Consider the following 18395-nt stretch of genomic DNA (forward strand, 5'->3'; position numbering starts at 1 on the left):
GCTATTGGGGCTAAACATCGTCAGTGAGATTAAACATGAGGGTAAAGGAAGTACCTTTCTTCTGGCTAATTTCAATGGTCCCGCCTAGCTGCTCAGTTAGTATCCTTACGATGCGCAAGCCCATGGAATGGGTCTCTTCCAATACCAAATCTTCTCCCACACCAACGCCATTGTCCCTTATTTGAATCTTTGCCTTATTATCGCCAAAGGAGCGCGCAGAAACCCAAATATCTCCTTCCCGGTTTTCCGGGAAAGCAAATTTCAGGGAATTTGTGACCAACTCGTTGACGATTAACCCACAGGGGATGGCTTTGCTAATATCCAGTCTGATATCTTCAATCTTTTGATGGATACGAATGCGCTGGGGATCGATCTTATAAAAGTTATTGAGTTCAAAAATCAATGAATTGATATAGTTCCCAAAATCCACTTCTGACATTCGTTTCGACCTGAAAAGTTTATCATGAATCAAGGCCATGCTTCTTATTCGATTCTGGGTTTCACCAAAAATTTCTGATAACTGATCATTGTTTACATAGTGAGCCTGAATATTGAGCAGACTGATGATAACCTGCATATTATTTTTTACCCGATGGTGGACTTCACGGAGCAGTAGCTTCAGCTCTATTTCTGCTTCGATGACATGTGAGATATCCCAGATAATCCCTGAGAAGTCCACCGGGCTGCCATGAGCATCTCTATTGATGGTGCTGTAATCGCTTACCCATACATAGCTTCCATCCTTCTTCTGCAGTCGGTAGGGGGCGCACTCAAATGCGGTCTTCCCACTTTCAACTGCCTCTTGAGAAGTTTTTCGAACCGCATCGATATCGTCGGGGTGAATAATTTTAGCTGGCACCATGTTTCCACCCATGAATTCATCCACAGTATAACCGAGAATTTTTTCAACATTCTCACTCACTGACAATACGGGATCATCAGCAGAGTAAGCCCATTTGATGATCATGATGGGACCGGCCATGAAAATCTTACGCTCTTCCAATTGATCATTTTGGAGCTTCCGCCTGTCTGCTTCAGCAAGATGAGTACTTGTGACATCTTCCATATTAGCCTGTGCGCCGATTATTTGGCCCTCTGCATCTACAACGGGTGAGATGATGAGCTTGAAGTGCAGATTTTTACCCCAATTGGAATCATACTCACCTGCAAATGAAATGATTTTATTCTCTGAAATAGCTTCCTGAAATTTCCCAGCAATACCAGCATCAATGATGGGTTGAAAGCTGAACATATTAAATCTTTGGGTAGCTTCCCTGGAGGGAGAACCTAACATATCCACCATTCTTTGATTTACTTCCAGGATATTTCCCTTGTCATCGATTCTCAATATTCCCGTTGGAGAATTTTCCACCAGATCTCTAAGACGCCGCTCTTTTTCCAGGGACTCTTTCTGTGAAACCTGCAACGCCGTTACATCATATATGTAACCCAGAATCCCAACAGCCACTCCAGATGAATCTCGCTGAATGTAAGCATAGTCCTGGACCCAGATATATTCTCCTGTCTTTCGTCTCAAGCGGTAGGGATGTACCAGCATGTTGTCAGAACCACCAGCCAGTACTGATCTAATATGCTCCTGCAATTCAGGTCTATCCTCCTCATGGACGAGATCGGGATAAAGAATCTCACCATTTAAAAAGTCTGATGCTTCATAGCCTAACAGGTCCACAACATTTTCCGAAATATTGATCAATGTTTCATTTTCATGCACGGGCCATTGGATGAGAACAACAGGTCCACTAAAAAACACTTGCCTCTCTGCTAATAATTCCTCCTCCTTCGTTTTGAGCTCGGAGATATCATCCACGACGCCATCTATAAACAGACTTTTTCCCTCAGAATCTTTCACCAACACAGACGAGACCCGCCCAGGGAATAGCGAACCATCTTTTCTTTTTAAAATGATTTCTCTATTTCTGATATTCCCCCGCGAGGTGAGTTCATTCTGCATCTCAATTCTATGAGCTGGATTAGAATAGAAATCAATGATGGATACATTTCTTATCTCTGTTTTGTCTTTGTAGCCAAACATCTTGATGAAGGCAGGATTCACATCAATAATTGAGGCGGATCCCTCCAGATTGGCACGGAAAACGGCAGTATTCAGATTATCCAGTATGGATGTTGTATTTCCATCAGCAAAGGTATGATTTGGCTTCATAAGGCTCTCACTTTTTGCAAATCCTGAAAAAGGACAATTAACGATCCTTGCATAAGATATTCAAGATAAGCGTTCATGCGAGATTGAAGTGTTAACCTCGTATGTAGAGAGCGTCAAAGGATATTCTAACTGCTGGAAGGGAAAATCGTTCACATCTCTCAGAAATCACTTAGGTTAGCAGCGTGGAACCACAAAAATTCATAAGATCATGGCCTGCCTTGTGGCTTTGGATGCAACATCTGAATTTACAGCTCAGTGGTCGTGAGTTGGGCCTTACCTATACCTACAGAAAAGGTCGTCTGGAATTTCAGTTCCTTGATGGGGATGAGGTAGTCTTACTCTCATGGGAAAAAAAGGGTAATCAAGTGACTCTCACATCTTCCCATTTCGCTTCCCTCCCCCGAAAAAGAGTTGAGGTGCTACGCATGATCCCTTCTGGATCAATCGTTCGCAATATCTACGTTCACACTCAAGATAAGCTATTACGGATCGACTTGAATAATAGCAATCAGCTTATTTTAGGAGCTTATCCAGGTGCCAGTAATGTTTACTACCTGTCAGGGGGAGTGCTACAGGATAGTTTTCTAAAAAAGGACGAGTTCCCAGATGTGGATGAGAAATGGCTATCTCTCAGTGACCCTCTCCCCCAATCAATTCCAGGGGGAAATGTAACCCATGCTCAACTTACTGCTGCAAGGGATGGTCTCTCAGCGGATTGGGGAAATAATTCAATCAATTTTGGTCCTGCTGATAGCATTTCAGGAATGAATATCAGTGCATTTACCATTGATGTTTTGAAACATGCCGGCAAACCAAAAGAGACCACCGCTGCCTCTCTCCAGAAAACAGCACGAACCGTATTGAAACGCTGGAAGGGCAAGGCAGGGAAAATCGAATCAGAGTTGGTTGAAGCCAGGACATGGCCAGAGTTACAGCAGAAACTCCAGGCACTTCAAATTGGAATGGCTATGGGGATGAGTAGCGCTGATGGCCTGATCACCATCCCAGCCGAGCTCTCACCCACAGAACGCCATCTAACCATCAAGGTTGAGAAGGATGTACCTTTTAATCAAATCATAGAATCAACGGCGAAAAAAATCCGCAAATACCAGGGGAAACTGGAACAATTGGAAGGTATACTTGCTACTGTTCAAGAGGATATTCAGGCTCTTGAACAACTTTTAGACAATCCTGAGGATAAACAATTACTGAATTTCCTCCAGGAGCACGGTGAATCACTTGATCGCTCTGGTAAACAACAGGTAGATCGTAAACCCTATAAAAAGTATTCATCCCCTGGCGGGTTTGATATTCTGGTGGGTCGCAGTTCACAGGATAATGACACGCTTACCTTTAGGGTTGCCAATAAGAATGACTGGTGGTTTCATGCAAGACAGGTCAGAGGGTCCCATGTCATCCTGCGTACTGGCAACCAGTCACCGCAACACAATGACATTGCTGCTGCAGCCGAGTATGCCGCTCGCAATTCCAAGGCCAAGCATTCTGGTGTGGTCGTGGTGCAGTATTGTCAGCGCAAACACCTCAGTAAACCCAAGGGTGGGCATCCTGGAGCAGTTCTTGTCCACCAGGAGCAATCCATTACGGTTAATCTGGATTAAGTCAATTTTCTAGTGGGGTAGTGACATTAAATCTGAGCTGATTTCATCAGTTAGAGCCCAGCCCTCACGAGTAATCTGCAAATTACCATTTGATATAAGAATTTTGCCCCTCCACTTTTCCAGCATATGGGATTTTGACCCTAGCAAATCCTCATGGTAGGTTTTGGAGAATTCCGACAAATTCAGACCCTGAGTGAGTCTTAATCGAGTAAGAATCATCTCATTGCGGGACATGGATTGGGATATCATTTCTGAATCAGCTTCCCCTGTACCAAATTTCATCACATCAGAAATGTAAGCATCAAGGTTTGGAATGTTCCAGGACCTGCGTCCCCCGAAATAGGAATGGGCAGCTGGTCCAAAACCCAGATACTCCACACCGGTCCAATAATTCAAATTGTGTCGACATTCAAAACCTGGTTTTGCGTGATTGGAGACTTCGTAGTTGGGGTAGCCTGATTTTTCCAGGAAATCTCGACCCCAATCATACATCCCGGTATCTACGGTCTCTTCCAGCATCTCGACATGTCCGGCTTCCACCCACCTGTGGAGGGCAGTTCCTTCTTCCACCGTCAGCGAATATGTGGATATATGTTCGGGTTGCATACTGACGAGGCGCTCAAGATCGCCAACCCATTCTTTCCGGGTCTGACCTGGTACGGCAAATATCAAATCTCCACTCACATTTTGGAATCCAGCTTTTCGAACATCCTCATAGGTTGAAAAACTCTTTTCAGCGCTATGAATGCGGCTCATAAAGGTTAGCAGATGGGGTTGAAAGCTCTGCATACCAATACTGATTCTATTGATACCCAAGTCCTTATACGCTCGAAGCTTGTCCAGACTCGCTTCACCGGGATTGATCTCCATCCCAATTTCTATACCCTCGCCAGGAGAAGCCAGGGAGAGAAGCTTTGCGAGTAATTGGCCGAGGTGAAGTGAATCTAGCAGATTCGGTGTTCCACCTCCAAAAAAGATGGTGTCCAGGTAATGGCCGGATAAGTCCAACTTACTTGTCCTCTGCTCAATCTCTTTAAGGATGCTCTTTAAATAGGCCGGGATAGAAGTTTCACGTCCTACGATTGAGTAGAAATCACAATAGGTGCATTTTGCCTTACAGAAAGGTACATGGATATATAAGGATAATGGCTTTAGAATGTGGGTCATGTGAGAATCTAGGGTGAAAAATGGTGATTCCAATTTCAGGCTCATATTAATCTTAGTTGACGCATCGTTTCCTTTTGCATGAGGGATGCTCTCGTTTACTTTGCGTTGCAAGATGAATGCTCACCATCCAATCTGCCGATTCTTCCCCAAAAGCTTACTGCCTACCCTTCTGAACCTGCGGATTGATGGAAACGCTCCAGTTGATCAACACACTGTACAAAAAATATTTTAAGAGGTTCACCATGCGAAAATACAAAACCTTCGAAGCAATAACTTTTGACGATGTACTTCTGGTTCCAGCGCAATCCGATGTATTGCCAAATGAAGTAGATGTTTCCACACAACTCACCAGAACTATTCGACTCAATATTCCGCTGATGTCGGCTTCCATGGATACAGTCACTGAATCTCGTATGGCCATTGCCATGGCCCGAGTTGGTGGGATTGGTATCATTCATAAAAATATGACCCCAGAGCAGCAAGCTTTGGAAGTGGACAAGGTCAAACGTTCCCAACATGGGGTTATCACAGACCCCTTCTCCCTCACGCCCAAGCATACGGTTGGAGATGCTGCAGATCTCATGAAACGCTATCATATTTCGGGTGTACCCGTTGTAGTTGATGGCATATTACTGGGCATCATAACCAACAGGGATATTCGTTTTGAAGAAGATTTTACACGCCTGATTGCTGATGCCATGACGAAGGATAATTTGATCACGGGGGATGAATCCACTACGCTTAAGCAAGCTGGTGCACTCATGAAGCAGTACAAAATTGAAAAATTGCCCCTGGTGGGAAAAAACAATAAGCTCAAAGGCTTGATCACGATCAAAGATATTGAGAAAGCTGTGGAATATCCCCATTCCGCCACGGATGGGAATGGTCGCTTATTGGTTGGTGCGGCTGTGGGAGCCAGGATTGAGTCTCTGGAGCGGGTTGAGCAACTCATGCATACCGGCGTTGATGTCATTGTGGTAGATACTGCCCATGGTCACTCAAGAAATGTGACCACCATCGTTGAAAAAATTAAAACCCAATATCCCAATATGCAGATAATTGCAGGAAATGTTGCCACAGCTGAAGCGACCAAAGCTCTTATCGGGGCAGGAGCGGATGCTGTCAAGGTTGGAATTGGACCTGGTTCCATATGTACCACGCGTATTGTGGCAGGTGTGGGCATGCCTCAAATCAGTGCTATAGCGAATTGTGCCGAGGAGGCTGATAAACATGGGGTCCCAATAATTGGTGATGGTGGTGTCAAATTTTCAGGTGATCTTCCCAAAGCCATTGCTGCAGGTGCTTCAACCATCATGATTGGAGGACTTTTAGCAGGGACAGACGAAAGTCCGGGACACAAAGAATTTTTCCAGGGTCGGGCATATAAAGTGTATCGTGGCATGGGCTCTATTTCAGCCATGAATGCAGGCTCTGCTGATCGCTATTTCCAGGAATCATCCCAAAAGCTCGTTCCCGAGGGTATTGAGGGTCGGGTTCCGTATCGAGGTGCCCTCAAAGATGTGGTTTATCAGCTCATTGGTGGCTTGCGTGCTGGAATGGGATATTGTGGTACAGCGAATATCGATGAATTACGCAAAAATGCTCAATTCGTGAAGATTAGTGGGGCTGGATTAAAAGAGAGTCATCCCCATGATGTTCAGGTTACTAAAGAGGCTCCTAATTATGGTGCTGATTTCTAAATAATTGAAGATTTTTCTAAACCGGTTTTTTCAACAGGAGAAACCATGAAAAAACCGATGTTTTTTCAAGAGGAGAATGTATGAAAAACACCATCGTTGTTGGTGCGCAGTGGGGTGATGAAGGTAAGGGTAAGCTGGTCGATGTACTGGCGGAACAAAGTGATCTTGTTGTACGCTTTAATGGTGGCGGGAATGCAGGTCATACGGTTATGCACGCCGGTGAAACCTATAAATTTCACTATATGCCTTCAGGGATGCTTCACAATAAACAATGTATTCTGGGAACCGGTGTGGTTATCAACCCCAAAGACCTCCTGGAAGAAATCAAATCATTTACTGATAGCGGTCATGCTCCCAAACTAAAAATCAGTGCCCGAGCTCATGTGATTTTTCCCCATCATCAGCTCATTGATGCCAAAGAGGGTGGAAAAATTGGAACCACAGGTCGTGGTATCGGTCCGACTTATTCACAGAAGGCCTCGCGAATCAATTTAAGAATATTGGATATAATCGCTGATGATGCCATTGTTCGAATTAAAAATTCGCTCAGGGATGTTAAAGATATTCTTATCAATGATGGGATATTCTCAGAGTCTGAATTTAAGGATTATTGTGAAACGGTATCACAGGAATACGCATCCTATGGTTCCGAGTTTAAAGCGTTTGTAACTGATACTGAAGATCTGGTGCGTATTGCCAGCAATTCTGACATGCAGGTCCTGTTTGAGGGAGCCCAGGGAACGCTTCTTGATTTGAATTATGGAACTTATCCCTTTGTGACTTCAAGTTCAACACTTGCAGCAGCGGCCTTTGTGGGTGGTGGCGCCATTCCAGGCGTGCCTATCAGAATTCTGGGTATCACAAAAGCTTACACCACACGCGTTGGTGAGGGTCCCTTCCCCACTGAGCTGGATGGAGATGCCGCCACCAACCTCAGAGAAGCCGGTCATGAATATGGTGCAACGACTGGACGTCCGCGACGGGTTGGACATCTTGATCTCTATGCTCTGAGATATGCCATTCGTATATCGGGTATTCAAGAACTGGCAATGACCAAGATTGACACGCTCGCATTGGTAAATGGTGCCAAAGCCTGTACTGGATACAAAATTAACGGAAAAGAAATTGATTACTTTCCAGCAGATGCACCCACTCTTGAACTGGTTGAACCCATCTATACAGATATTCCACAAATCGCAAACCTCAGCAAAGAGGAATGGGCAACCCTGCAGGGAAAATCCAAAAAAGACCTTCCAGAGAGCATTCAAAACTACATCAAATTCATTGAGGATTTTGTAGAAATACCTATTTCCATCCTCTCCCATGGACCAGAAAGGAATGAAACCATTGTCTTCTGAACCCCTTTATAATCTATCACCCCTTGATGGTCGCTATGCCAGTGACCTCCAGGAAGTCCAGGCTGCATTCTCTGAGAGTCGTTTGATTCGTGAGCGCATCCATGTTGAAATGGTCTATTTGAAGGCTTTTCTCAAAGCCACTGGCCGTGGGGATTGGTGGCAGGATAGCTATATGTCCATTTACACGGACATTGACACCAAGGATTTCGAAGCTGTGAAAGAAATCGAAGGCCGTACAAAACATGATGTGGCTGCAGTTATAGAGTTTATCAAGGACCAGCTTCCTGAGAAAGTGAAGCCATATGTTCATTTCGGTCTCACTTCTGAAGATGTGAACAATCTCTCCCATGGTCTTATGATTGTAGCTGCCCGAGATATTCTGCTCAAGCATCTCAAGGACCTTATTGGTGAACTTTCAGGAATCGCCAGAGACAATCGTGACAGACGCATGATCGGTCGCACCCATGGTGAAGTGGCAACCCCAACAACAATGGGTAAAGAGTTGGCACTTTACAGCTTGAGATTCGCTAGAATGTATTCTGAATTAAAGGGTATGAATATTCAGGGCAAAATTCTAGGGGCGACTGGCAACCTCAACGCATTTGTAGGTACTTATCCTGATGTGGACTGGTTTGAGTTGACCCGGGAGGTTGTAGAAGAGCTTGGTTTGGAACATACCTTGTTCAGTCTTCAGATCATGCCAGGCGATACCTATGCAACGCTCCTCGATTCAGTCAAAAGACTGAGCGGTCTCCTCATTGACTATGATCAAAATATCTGGACCTATTTTATGCTGGCATATCTATATCAGAAGGCAGATGCATCGTCCATCGGTTCTTCGACCATGCCCCATAAAATCAATCCAATTAAGTTTGAAAATTCTGAGGGTAATGCACAACTCGCAGAGAGCCTGCTCACCTTTTTCAGTCAGAAGTTTATGAAAACCAGACTCCAACGAGATTTGACAGATTCCACAGTGAAACGAAATATCGGCACTGCTTTCGGACATATGGTTTTGGCTGTGAAATATGCAACCCGTGGAACCAGCGACATCCTCATCAATCACGCCAAGATGGATGAAGAGCTGGCCAACAATGGTCAATTCTTTTCTGAGCTGGTCCAGCTTGTTGAACGGGATAGAGGTGCGTCAGATGGCTATGATCATCTCAAAAAGCAGACTCGTGGCAAGCGAATGAGTTATGCTGAAATGGTTGAAATGATGACTGAAGCCGGCATAGAGGCTGAGACAATTGAGACTTATGTCAAGGGCTTGACAGGTGAAATCTGTGATCAGGCTCTGGCTGAGGTAAAAAAACTACTTTCCCAGGGATAAATGATATCCAAACCTGTTTTCAACGAACGGAGTGAGTCAAACAGGTTTAGGAATTTAGCGTCATGAGTTTCCCAGTTTATTCAACTCACCTATTTTGTCATGATCGATAACTTCGTAACCCCTTTTTGAACGTACGGAGGGTGTCAAACAGGTACGTGAGGGCTTATCCTCAGGAATTAACCAATTTAGTCGGTTCTTCGAACCTCCGGAAATTGGTTAACAGCTTTTCAATACAACTCTATATCTTATAATCTACTATCACAGCTCTAGTCGTAACACGATGGAGCGCTTCGACCACTCGCTTGTGTTCAGGATGGTTTGCGTAAGCCTTGAGTGCTGTTTCATCGGCAAAAGATGAAATAAGAACCATATCCATGGCCAATTCAGACACCTTGATATTTAAACCAACTTCATAATCGTCAATATCTGATATGAGAGCAGGCAATTCTTCCAATAATTCCTTCATCCTGTGCATATTGCCAGTTTTATTCTCTTCAGCAAATTCCCATGAAACGACATGTTTTATCATATCTAGCTGCCTATATCCCGTCTAATTGTCTTACCATCAAATTGAATCAGATCAGCATTTTGATAAGATTGTGAAAGGGCAACAACTACTGAAGCTGCTCTGGTCGTGACATTCAAAACTCTGCCACCTGATGTAACAATCTCTCCATCTTTATCTGATGTCCCAGCATGGAATACAACAGAGTTTCTCACTTGATCCAACCCTGATATGGGTAAACCCTTTGGATAAGCCTCAGGATAGCCCTTTGAGGCTAATACGACGGTTGCTGCTACTGCTTTGTCCCAGCGTATATCAATTTCAGCTAGTCTGTCGTCGACAACAGCTTCAAATATGTCAAGGAGATCTGTTTTCAGACGTGGTAGAATCACCTGGGTCTCTGGATCACCGAACCGAACATTGTATTCAAGCACCTTGGGACCCGCTTCAGTGAGCATTATTCCGCAGTACAGAATCCCTTTGAATGGTCGGCCTTCCTGGCGCATCCCCTCCAGAGTTGGCTCAATAATATTTTTCAGACAAAATTTCTCCAGTTCTCCATCATATAGTGGGTTAGGTGAAATGGCACCCATACCACCTGTATTGAGGCCGGTATCCCCTTCACCAATGCGTTTATAATCTTTTGCTGAAACCATGGGTTTTGCTGTGTAGGAATCCACAAAACAGAGCATTGATAATTCAGGACCGCTCATGAATTCTTCAATGATGATCGCATCCCCTGCATTTCCGAAGACCTTGTCTTCCATCATATCTTTCACACCCTGTTGTGCTTCTTCACGGGTAAGAGAGATGAGCACTCCCTTCCCTGCTGCCAATCCATCAGCCTTTACAACGATGGGGTAGATTGTATTGCTGGCTAAAAATTCAAGTGCTTTCGAAGCATGAGTAAATCGATGATATTCTGCAGTAGGTATTCCATATTTATACAGGAGTTCTTTGGTAAAAACTTTGCTGCCCTCAAGAATGGCAGCCCGGGCATTGGGACCAAATATTCGTAATCCGGCTGCTTCAAATTGATCCACTATTCCATTTACCAGGGGTACTTCAGGACCAACAACAGTCAGACCAATATTGTTGTCCCGGGCAAAACTAAGCAGGGCCGGAATGTCATTATCTGGAATGGGAAGGTTTGTGCCAATGCCTGCAGTACCTGCATTTCCAGGAGCACAATACACTTTTGAGACTCGGGAACTCTGTGCCAATTTCCATACCAGGGTATGTTCCCGACCACCCCCTCCAACGACCAATACCTTCATTTCCAGATTCCCCATCTATGTGCGATTTCAGACAAATTTCAGTCTTCAATATAATCTTTTTAGGGTAAGCAATAAAAAAAGAATGGGGAGGACATGTTGCCTCCCCATTCTTTAAAATTCACGTGAAGTGGATTAAAGCTTTAGATAACTATTTTTTATCTTCTCCAACAGGTTCACCTGCATGTTCACCTTCAATAGCTTCGCCTGCGTGTTCGCCTTTAGTATGTTCAGCCTTCATTTTGCATTCAGCTTTACATGCATCTGTGCAAACATGATCTGCACCCATCTTTTCCATATGAGCAGCTTTGCACTTAGCTTTTTGTTCTACAGAGCATTCGTGATCAGCTTTATACTTTGCCATGTGAGCAACTTTGCATTCATCTGTGCAAACGTGATCTGCCCCCATCTTTTCCATATGGCCAGCCATCCACTTAGCTTGACATTCTGCTGAGCATTCGTGTTTTTTTGCCATTGCGTCAGCTGAATGATCACAAGCTTCTGTGCAGACATGGTCTTTGGCCATTGCTTTATGATCTGAATGGTCGCAAGCTTCTGTGCAAACATGATCTTTGGCCAAGGCTTTGTGATCTGAATGGTCACAAGCCGCTGTACAGACATGGTCTGCTTTTGATTCACAGCCTGCTTCTTTTTCTGATTTACATGCTTCTTTGTGTGCGCAACTCATGAGCACGAACATTGAAACAACGAGAACTACGAGTAACTTTTTCACAAATTATCTCCCTTAAATTCTTAGAGTGTCATCTAGATGCTTCGTGCATCCTTGACAATATCAATTCTCAGTACGCAAAAACAATGCTAATCACAAATAAACCAGTCAAAGTTCTCAGTATCTTTCAGCGTCTATTTAAAAACTGTGCGAGATGTCTTGGTGCTGAGATGCACCAAGTCCTGGGATTTTGGTTGCGGTTAAACTTTCCTATACTCAAAAGAGCGGGTAAAACCCGAATAGATTTTACCCTGTTGCTCAATATGGGGATAGATAAAATAGTTTAAAGGTCCACTATTGTGTCCCTCACCCAGCTCCAAATCTCTTCCAATGGTGAACTGGATGCGATCGGGTGGTTGATTTCCGAAGAGGAAATCCTTTTCGCTTAAATTCTTTTTCGCTTCTGATGCATCTACTGGGAACCAGCCTGATTCAGGCAAATAAAAGTTCACCCAACAATGGTATCCGCCAACCACACCAGATTCCCGATCAAGAGGAATAGGGAAACCAATCTCAAAGCGGGATGGAATCTGCTCGACCCGAGCCAGTGAAATGAAGAGAGCATGGAAGTCGGTACAATTTCCATATTTCTCACTGCAAGCCCAGTAAGTGTCACCATTGCCCCAGCCAGTCCCAACTTTTTTGTATTCCATATTGCCGACAACATAGTCGTATATGGCCCGCGCTTTTTCAAGGGACATTGGCGCTGCCGGCGGCAGGGCAACCCTGATACTATCAACCAGTTCCCCGGAAACAGGTACGCGTGAATTGGCATTGAGGAAGAGCTCTTTCTCCTCATCCGTTAACACCGGAATATTCAGACTTTCTCGATATTTCGTTGAATTTGTTGGTCGCGAAACCTCATAAATCAAACGGATATCCAGAGTATCTGCTGTCCCTTCGGGAAGGTGTGCGTACCAGAACTTATTTCCATAAACCGCTTCTTGACCAAAATTACCAGCAACTTCTGATTCAATCTCAATATCCAAGATAGTTTGCTGGGTATTACTCTGTGCAACAGGTAAAAATATATCCAGTGCCTCAGATGTGGGATGAATTTGCACAGAATAGGTAAAGGAGAATTGTCGATCGCCTTCATGCTTCAGAGCGACCTCGATTTCATTTACAGGCTTGTCCCCCAGGGGACAGGCACAGGAGACCATCAGGCCCATCATCAGTACCAAGCTCAATAGCAGTAATTTGGTCAAGAAGTGTTTCATTTTATGGAAGTTTTCCTAGTCAATCTCTACGGGGTTATCGTTTATGAAGGTATAACGGGCTTTCTTTTCCCAGCCAGCATCTGTCTTAATAGGATGCTTGTGTATCTTTTCTTCAGTGACCTTCAACTTGCCACCTTCCGGGTTGAGCCAGAAGTCCAGATCATACAATTCTCCAGATTGTCCAACGACTTCGAAATCTGTACAGGCAAAAAATCCCTTGCCCTCAATCTTTCTAACAGGATCGTGAATTTTTACAAACTTAAGTTGTAATTCTTCACCAGTTTTCTCGTCTGTTATTTTGAAAATGCCTTGATCTTCGCGCATGGAGATGTATGCATTCATAGCACCTTTGATTTCAGCAGCACTAAACGTCTGAGCAGCTTCTCCGCCATGCTCTTTGCCACCATGTTCCTGACCACCATGTTCTTTTCCACCATGCTCTTGACCGCTTACTTTGGCAGTATGTTTGTGGTCGGGATTATCACAGGTAGCAATGTTACAAGATTCGGCCATGCCACCGGGGTGTTCGTGCTTAGAGCCGCAACTCCATACAAGCACACTTACAATTATCATTAGTAGAGCTATTTTTTTCATAGAAAACTCCCTCATTAGATAGTGAGCGTTAATCGCTCTATTTACTATTCATTACAATATTAGTATTCTTTGCTCTGTGTCAAATACAATTCAAACCGTAAGTGTCAGCCATCTTACACTACTGCAGAAATCAATGCTTGAAATGCCTCATTCCAGTCAGAACCATTGCTATCCCATACTTATCACAGGCAGCAATGGAATCTTCGTCCCTCACCGAGCCACCTGGTTGAATGATTGCAGTGACACCAGCCGTATGCGCTTTTTCAACAGAATCAGAGAATGGGAAAAATGCATCTGAGGCCAGTGAGGAGCCCTCAGTGGAACTTTTACTGCGGTCCAAAGCATTATCTACAGCCCAGATGCGACTGGTCTGACCTGCACCAACACCCTGGGTAGCGCCATCTTTCACGACAACAATAGCATTGGATTTGGCATGTTTGACAACCTTCCAGGCCAGTTTAAGATCTGCCCATTCTTGCTCGGTGGGTTGCTTCTCAGTGACAACTTTATAATTCTCATCATCCAACACATGATGATCTGCTTCCTGAATTAACAATCCCCCATCGACCTTTTTGTAGAAGTACGGCTCAGGTGTCACGGGGTTCATGATGTCAGCCAATTGAAGAAGTCGTAGATTTTTCTTTTTCCTGAGGATGGATAAAGCGTTTTCGGAATAGGCTGGGGCAATAATAATCTCAAGGAATATCTTGTTCATCTCCACAGCAGTAGCTTCATCCACTTCCCCATTGAGGACAACAATTCCGCCAAAGATGGAAACAGGATCGGCTTTATAGGCTCGCTCATAGGCTCCAAACAGGGTATCTGATGTACCTACGCCACAGGGATTGGCATGTTTTAAAGCAACCACCGTTGGATCGGTAAATTCCCGAATCATTTCGATGGCTGCAGAAGCATCACCAATATTGTTATAGGAAAGCTCTTTTCCATGAAGTTGGACAGCACCACTTAAACGGCCGTCAAGCAGAGAGACTTCGCGATAAAATGCTGCAGATTGATGCGGATTTTCTCCATAACGGAGACTCTGCTGCTTTTCGTAAGTCATGGACAGTTGATCAGGTAACTCGTTATCACCCAGCTCCTTAGCCAGATATTGACTAATTATGGTATCATAAGAAGCGGTATGTCTAAAGCCCTTGAGCGCCATTTTTTTCCTGAATGCATCATCGAGTGTATTGGCCTTGAATCCTTCAATAAAACCAGGATAGTCTTCAGGATCAGTGAGCAGGGTAACTGAATCAGAATTCTTTCCTGCCGCCCTGATGAGGGTCACACCACCGATGTCAATATTTTCAATGGCATCAGCCATGGTGACACCTGATTTGAGAATGGTTGCCTTAAATGGATACAGATTCACAACCACAAGATCAATCATGGGAATACCCAATTCATCAGCTTCCGTTAGATGAGCTTCAATGTTGCGATTGGCCAGAATGCCACCATGAATTTTTGGCTGAAGGGTTTTAACTCGCCCCCCAAGACACTCAGGGAATCCAGTAATATCGCTGATACCAATTACTGGTATATCATTGTCTGTCAGCAGCTTTGCCGTACCACCGGTGGAGATAATTTCAACACCACTTCCGTTGAGTATCTGAGCTAACTCCAACACCCCGCTTTTATCAGAGACACTGATCAACGCACGTTTCATTCCCTACTCCCTAAATCTTATTCTTAGTTTCAATTGTTTATGTATACATGCTGCCCACGGACTTCAAGGAGTCCCAGGGCAAATAATCGAACTGCTTCTGGATAAATTTTCCATTCAGCTTCTTCCATAACCCGACGCTGAAGCTTTTGAGGGTCATCTCCCTGTTGAACTTCCACCGCCTGCTGTAGGATGAGTGGACCTGCGTCCACCTCCGGTGTCACAAAATGAACACTGGCACCGGTAACCTTGCAGCCAGTAGCCAGAACCGATTCATGGACTTTTAAGCCGTAAAAACCTGGTCCTGAAAAGGCTGGAATGAGTGCAGGATGCACATTCATCACCTTATTTTTAAAATCTGTAAAGAATCCCGGACCGAGTATAGCCATAAATCCTGCAAGCAGGACCAGATCAATCTTAGCGGCTTTTAGTCGAAGAGCCAAAGCCCCATCGAAGGCCTCTGGAGTTTCAAACTGCTTTCTCCCAATGATGGAGGTCTCAATATTTGCCTCAGCTGCACGGGTGAGTGCATAGGCGTTTTTCCTGTTGGAGATGACCAACTCTACACGGGCATCAGGGATGTAACCAGATTCAATACCATCCATAATGGCTTGTAAATTTGTACCGCCCCCGGAAACCAGGACTCCTATTCGAAGCATATAGGTGAGTCTCCGTTGTCTCTCTTCTTTATATAGCCGATCAGTAAGGCCTGTTCACCCATTTCTTTCAATTGAGTTAGAATTGGATCAGCATCCTCAGAACCGACTATCAATACCATACCAATACCCATATTAAAGGTGTTGTACATGGCATCATCATCAAGTTGGGAGGTCTCTTGAATCAGCTTGAATATGTTGTGGAGGGGCCATGTCCCCTTCTTAATAACTGCCTGATATTGATCAGGATAGGCACGGGGAATATTTTCGATAAACCCACCACCCGTTATATGTGCAATCGCGTGAATAGAATGATTTTCAATGATAGAGAGAACTGATTTGACATAAATTTTTGTGGGTGTAAGCAGGGTTGCACCTAATGTCGAATTATCAAAATTGTCATTCCAACGATTCTCGGGAAAGAGTTTTCTTACCAGGGAAAAACCATTTGAGTGAACCCCGGAAGATGATAACCCGATAATAACATCCCCTGCTTCAACTGACTTCCCATCGATCATTTTGGGCCGATCAACCATTCCTACTGTGAATCCGGCAACATCGTATTCACCTCTGGCGTAAAAACCAGGCATCTCAGCGGTTTCACCCCCAACCAGGGCGGCACCACTCTGCCGACAACCCTCAGTGATTCCAGCAACAATGCCTTCAATCTGTTGAGGTTCAAGCTTTCCAGTGGCGATATAGTCCAGGAAGAACAGCGGTTTTGCACCAACACAGATGATATCATTCACGCACATGGCAACACAATCAATACCGATGCTGTCGTGTTTATCTAAAGCGAATGCGAGCTTGAGTTTTGTACCCACTCCATCTGTACCAGACACGAGAATAGGTTGCGTCATCCCTGAGACATCAGGCGCGAACATCCCTCCAAATCCGCCAATGCCACCAATAACCTCGGGTCCGTGGGTGGATTCAACATCTTTTTTGATGCGTTGAACCGCCTCATAGCCTTTCTCGATATTTACACCGGCATCTTTGTAATCGATACTCATTGGGCTTCCCCAACCGGCACGGGATAATTGCCATCAAAACAAGCCATGCAGGTCCCAAGACCAGATTTCTTCAGGCAATCAGCAAGCCCTTCGTGGGATAGATAGGATAAACTATCTGCACCAATCTCAATGCCGATATCCTCAATCGGTTTTTTGGCAGCGATGAGTTTGGATCTGTCTGGCGTATCAATCCCATAAAAACAACTATACTTAACCGGTGGACTTGTGATCATCACATGAACTTCAGTGGCTCCAGCCCTTCTTAGAGATTTGACAATCCTGGTGATAGTGGTGCCCCGGACAATGGAATCATCAATCATGATGACGCTCTTGCCTTCAACATTCCTCCGAATTGGTGAAAGTTTGAAATTCACGCCGATCTCACGCATATCCTGCTTCGGACTGATAAAAGTTCGTCCAATATAGGCATTGCGATAAAAGCCTTTATCAAATGGAACACCAGAGGCTTGCGAGTATCCCAGGGCGGCTGAGGTTCCAGAATCTGGAATATCGATGACAATATCTGCCTTGCGACCCGTTTCCTTAAAAAGTCGCTTGCCCATATTGATTCTGGCCTCATACACATTAAGACCATCAATTACAGAATCGGTTCTGGCGAAGTAGACATACTCGAAAGAGCAGATATGGGTTGTAGTCACCTCAGTTTGCTCTGAGTGTATCCCATGGGCATCCACACATATGATCTCACCCGGTTTAACGTCCCGAATAATATCACCTTTAACAGAATCGATTGCACAGCTCTCTGAAGCAAATACGAAAGAACCATTCATGCGTCCCATTATGAGGGGTCTAAGCCCCATGGGATCGCGAAAGGCATACAATTTATCTCGGGTCAGCAATAGTATGGAATAACCACCCCTGATCATTGACATGGTTTTCTTGATTGCCTCAGTCATATCCCCAGTTTCAATGGCATTTTTCGCCACCAGTTTCAGGATAGTTTCTGAATCTGTACTGGATTGAAAAGTAGCTCCCTGAGCTTCCAGGTCACTCATTAACTCCTTGGTATTCACAAGGTTACCGTTATGAGCCAAGGCCATTTGGCCTTGAGAGCTAACAATGACTACGGGTTGTGCATTTTCGTAAGTTGTTCCGCCTGTTGTGCTATAGCGGACATGACCTATTCCATGGGCACCGCTGAGAAAATTAAGTAGTTTGGGATCGAATACTTCCTGAACCAGACCTTCATCTTTATAGTAGTTGATCTGCTCTCCATCACTGACAGCAATACCAGCACTCTCCTGCCCTCTATGCTGCAGGGCAAAAAGGCCATAATAGACCAGCTTTGACGTATCTTCAGGTCTGGTATTATAAATACCAAAGACACCACATTCTTCATTCAGTTTATCGTGCATAG

15 protein-coding genes are annotated in these 18395 nt (G+C 44.5%); 4 read left to right on the forward strand and 11 right to left on the reverse strand.

Going from position 1 to position 18395, the window contains the following annotated elements; translation table 11 throughout:
• Positions 1–10 precede the first annotated feature (10 nt).
• Positions 11–2182, reverse strand: coding sequence for a PAS domain S-box protein (locus ISR87_08740; protein ID MBL7025529.1), 2172 nt, complete (start codon positions 2180–2182; stop codon positions 11–13).
• 182 nt (positions 2183–2364) lie between these two features.
• On the opposite strand from ISR87_08740, the gene ISR87_08745 reads away from it, so the two are divergent.
• Positions 2365–3801 carry a DUF814 domain-containing protein gene (locus ISR87_08745; GenBank protein MBL7025530.1) on the forward strand — a complete coding sequence of 479 codons (1437 nt, stop codon included), beginning with the start codon at positions 2365–2367 and terminating at the stop codon, positions 3799–3801.
• A gap of 9 nt (positions 3802–3810) precedes the next feature.
• Here ISR87_08745 and hemW read toward each other — a convergent pair whose 3' ends face one another.
• Positions 3811–4968, reverse strand: a complete 1158-nt coding sequence (gene hemW / locus ISR87_08750; GenBank protein MBL7025531.1) for a radical SAM family heme chaperone HemW — start codon at positions 4966–4968, stop codon at positions 3811–3813.
• Between the two features lie 242 nt (positions 4969–5210).
• On the opposite strand from hemW, the gene guaB reads away from it, so the two are divergent.
• The 3 genes from guaB (at position 5211) to purB (ending at position 9359) form a co-directional block, all read left to right on the forward strand.
• Complete coding sequence (gene guaB, locus ISR87_08755) at positions 5211–6668, forward strand: IMP dehydrogenase (protein MBL7025532.1); 1458 nt, start codon at positions 5211–5213, stop codon at positions 6666–6668.
• An 80-nt stretch (positions 6669–6748) separates the two neighbouring features.
• Positions 6749–8026, forward strand: a complete 1278-nt coding sequence (locus ISR87_08760; protein MBL7025533.1) for an adenylosuccinate synthase — start codon at positions 6749–6751, stop codon at positions 8024–8026.
• Positions 8007–9359: an adenylosuccinate lyase gene (gene purB / locus ISR87_08765; GenBank protein MBL7025534.1), complete on the forward strand. Its 1353-nt coding sequence runs from the start codon at positions 8007–8009 to the stop codon at positions 9357–9359. Before ISR87_08760 ends, purB begins: the two co-directional genes overlap by 20 nt.
• A gap of 238 nt (positions 9360–9597) precedes the next feature.
• Here the strand turns inward: purB and ISR87_08770 are convergent, their stop codons facing one another.
• The 9 genes from ISR87_08770 to ISR87_08810 all read right to left on the reverse strand — a co-directional run bounded on the left by ISR87_08770 (position 9598) and on the right by ISR87_08810 (position 18393).
• On the reverse strand, positions 9598–9888 hold the full coding sequence (locus ISR87_08770) for a Dabb family protein (GenBank protein ID MBL7025535.1): 291 nt from the start codon (positions 9886–9888) through the stop codon (positions 9598–9600).
• Between the two features lie 2 nt (positions 9889–9890).
• A complete protein-coding gene (gene purD, locus ISR87_08775) occupies positions 9891–11141 on the reverse strand; it encodes a phosphoribosylamine--glycine ligase (GenBank protein MBL7025536.1) in 1251 nt (416 codons plus the stop codon).
• Between the two features lie 148 nt (positions 11142–11289).
• A complete protein-coding gene (locus ISR87_08780; protein ID MBL7025537.1) occupies positions 11290–11871 on the reverse strand; it encodes a hypothetical protein in 582 nt (193 codons plus the stop codon).
• Positions 11872–12068: 197 nt separating this feature from the next.
• Positions 12069–13088 carry a transglutaminase domain-containing protein gene (locus ISR87_08785; protein MBL7025538.1) on the reverse strand — a complete coding sequence of 340 codons (1020 nt, stop codon included), beginning with the start codon at positions 13086–13088 and terminating at the stop codon, positions 12069–12071.
• 15 nt (positions 13089–13103) lie between these two features.
• Positions 13104–13682 (reverse strand): hypothetical protein, encoded by a 579-nt coding sequence (locus ISR87_08790; GenBank protein ID MBL7025539.1) that lies wholly within the window; start codon positions 13680–13682, stop codon positions 13104–13106.
• Positions 13683–13812: 130 nt separating this feature from the next.
• Positions 13813–15351 carry a bifunctional phosphoribosylaminoimidazolecarboxamide formyltransferase/IMP cyclohydrolase gene (gene purH, locus ISR87_08795; GenBank protein ID MBL7025540.1) on the reverse strand — a complete coding sequence of 513 codons (1539 nt, stop codon included), beginning with the start codon at positions 15349–15351 and terminating at the stop codon, positions 13813–13815.
• A gap of 29 nt (positions 15352–15380) precedes the next feature.
• Complete coding sequence (locus tag ISR87_08800; protein MBL7025541.1) at positions 15381–16007, reverse strand: phosphoribosylglycinamide formyltransferase; 627 nt, start codon at positions 16005–16007, stop codon at positions 15381–15383.
• Positions 15995–17017: a phosphoribosylformylglycinamidine cyclo-ligase gene (locus ISR87_08805; GenBank protein MBL7025542.1), complete on the reverse strand. Its 1023-nt coding sequence runs from the start codon at positions 17015–17017 to the stop codon at positions 15995–15997. Before ISR87_08805 ends, ISR87_08800 begins: the two co-directional genes overlap by 13 nt.
• The gene (locus tag ISR87_08810; GenBank protein MBL7025543.1) at positions 17014–18393 is read right to left on the reverse strand and encodes an amidophosphoribosyltransferase; all 1380 of its coding nucleotides are present in this window, start codon (positions 18391–18393) and stop codon (positions 17014–17016) included. The genes ISR87_08805 and ISR87_08810 overlap by 4 nt, the downstream gene beginning before the upstream one ends.
• Between the last annotated feature and the right edge of the window lie 2 nt (positions 18394–18395).

The organism is Candidatus Neomarinimicrobiota bacterium (assembly GCA_016784545.1).
Classification (GTDB): domain Bacteria; phylum Fidelibacterota; class UBA8477; order UBA8477; family JABMPR01; genus JABMPR01.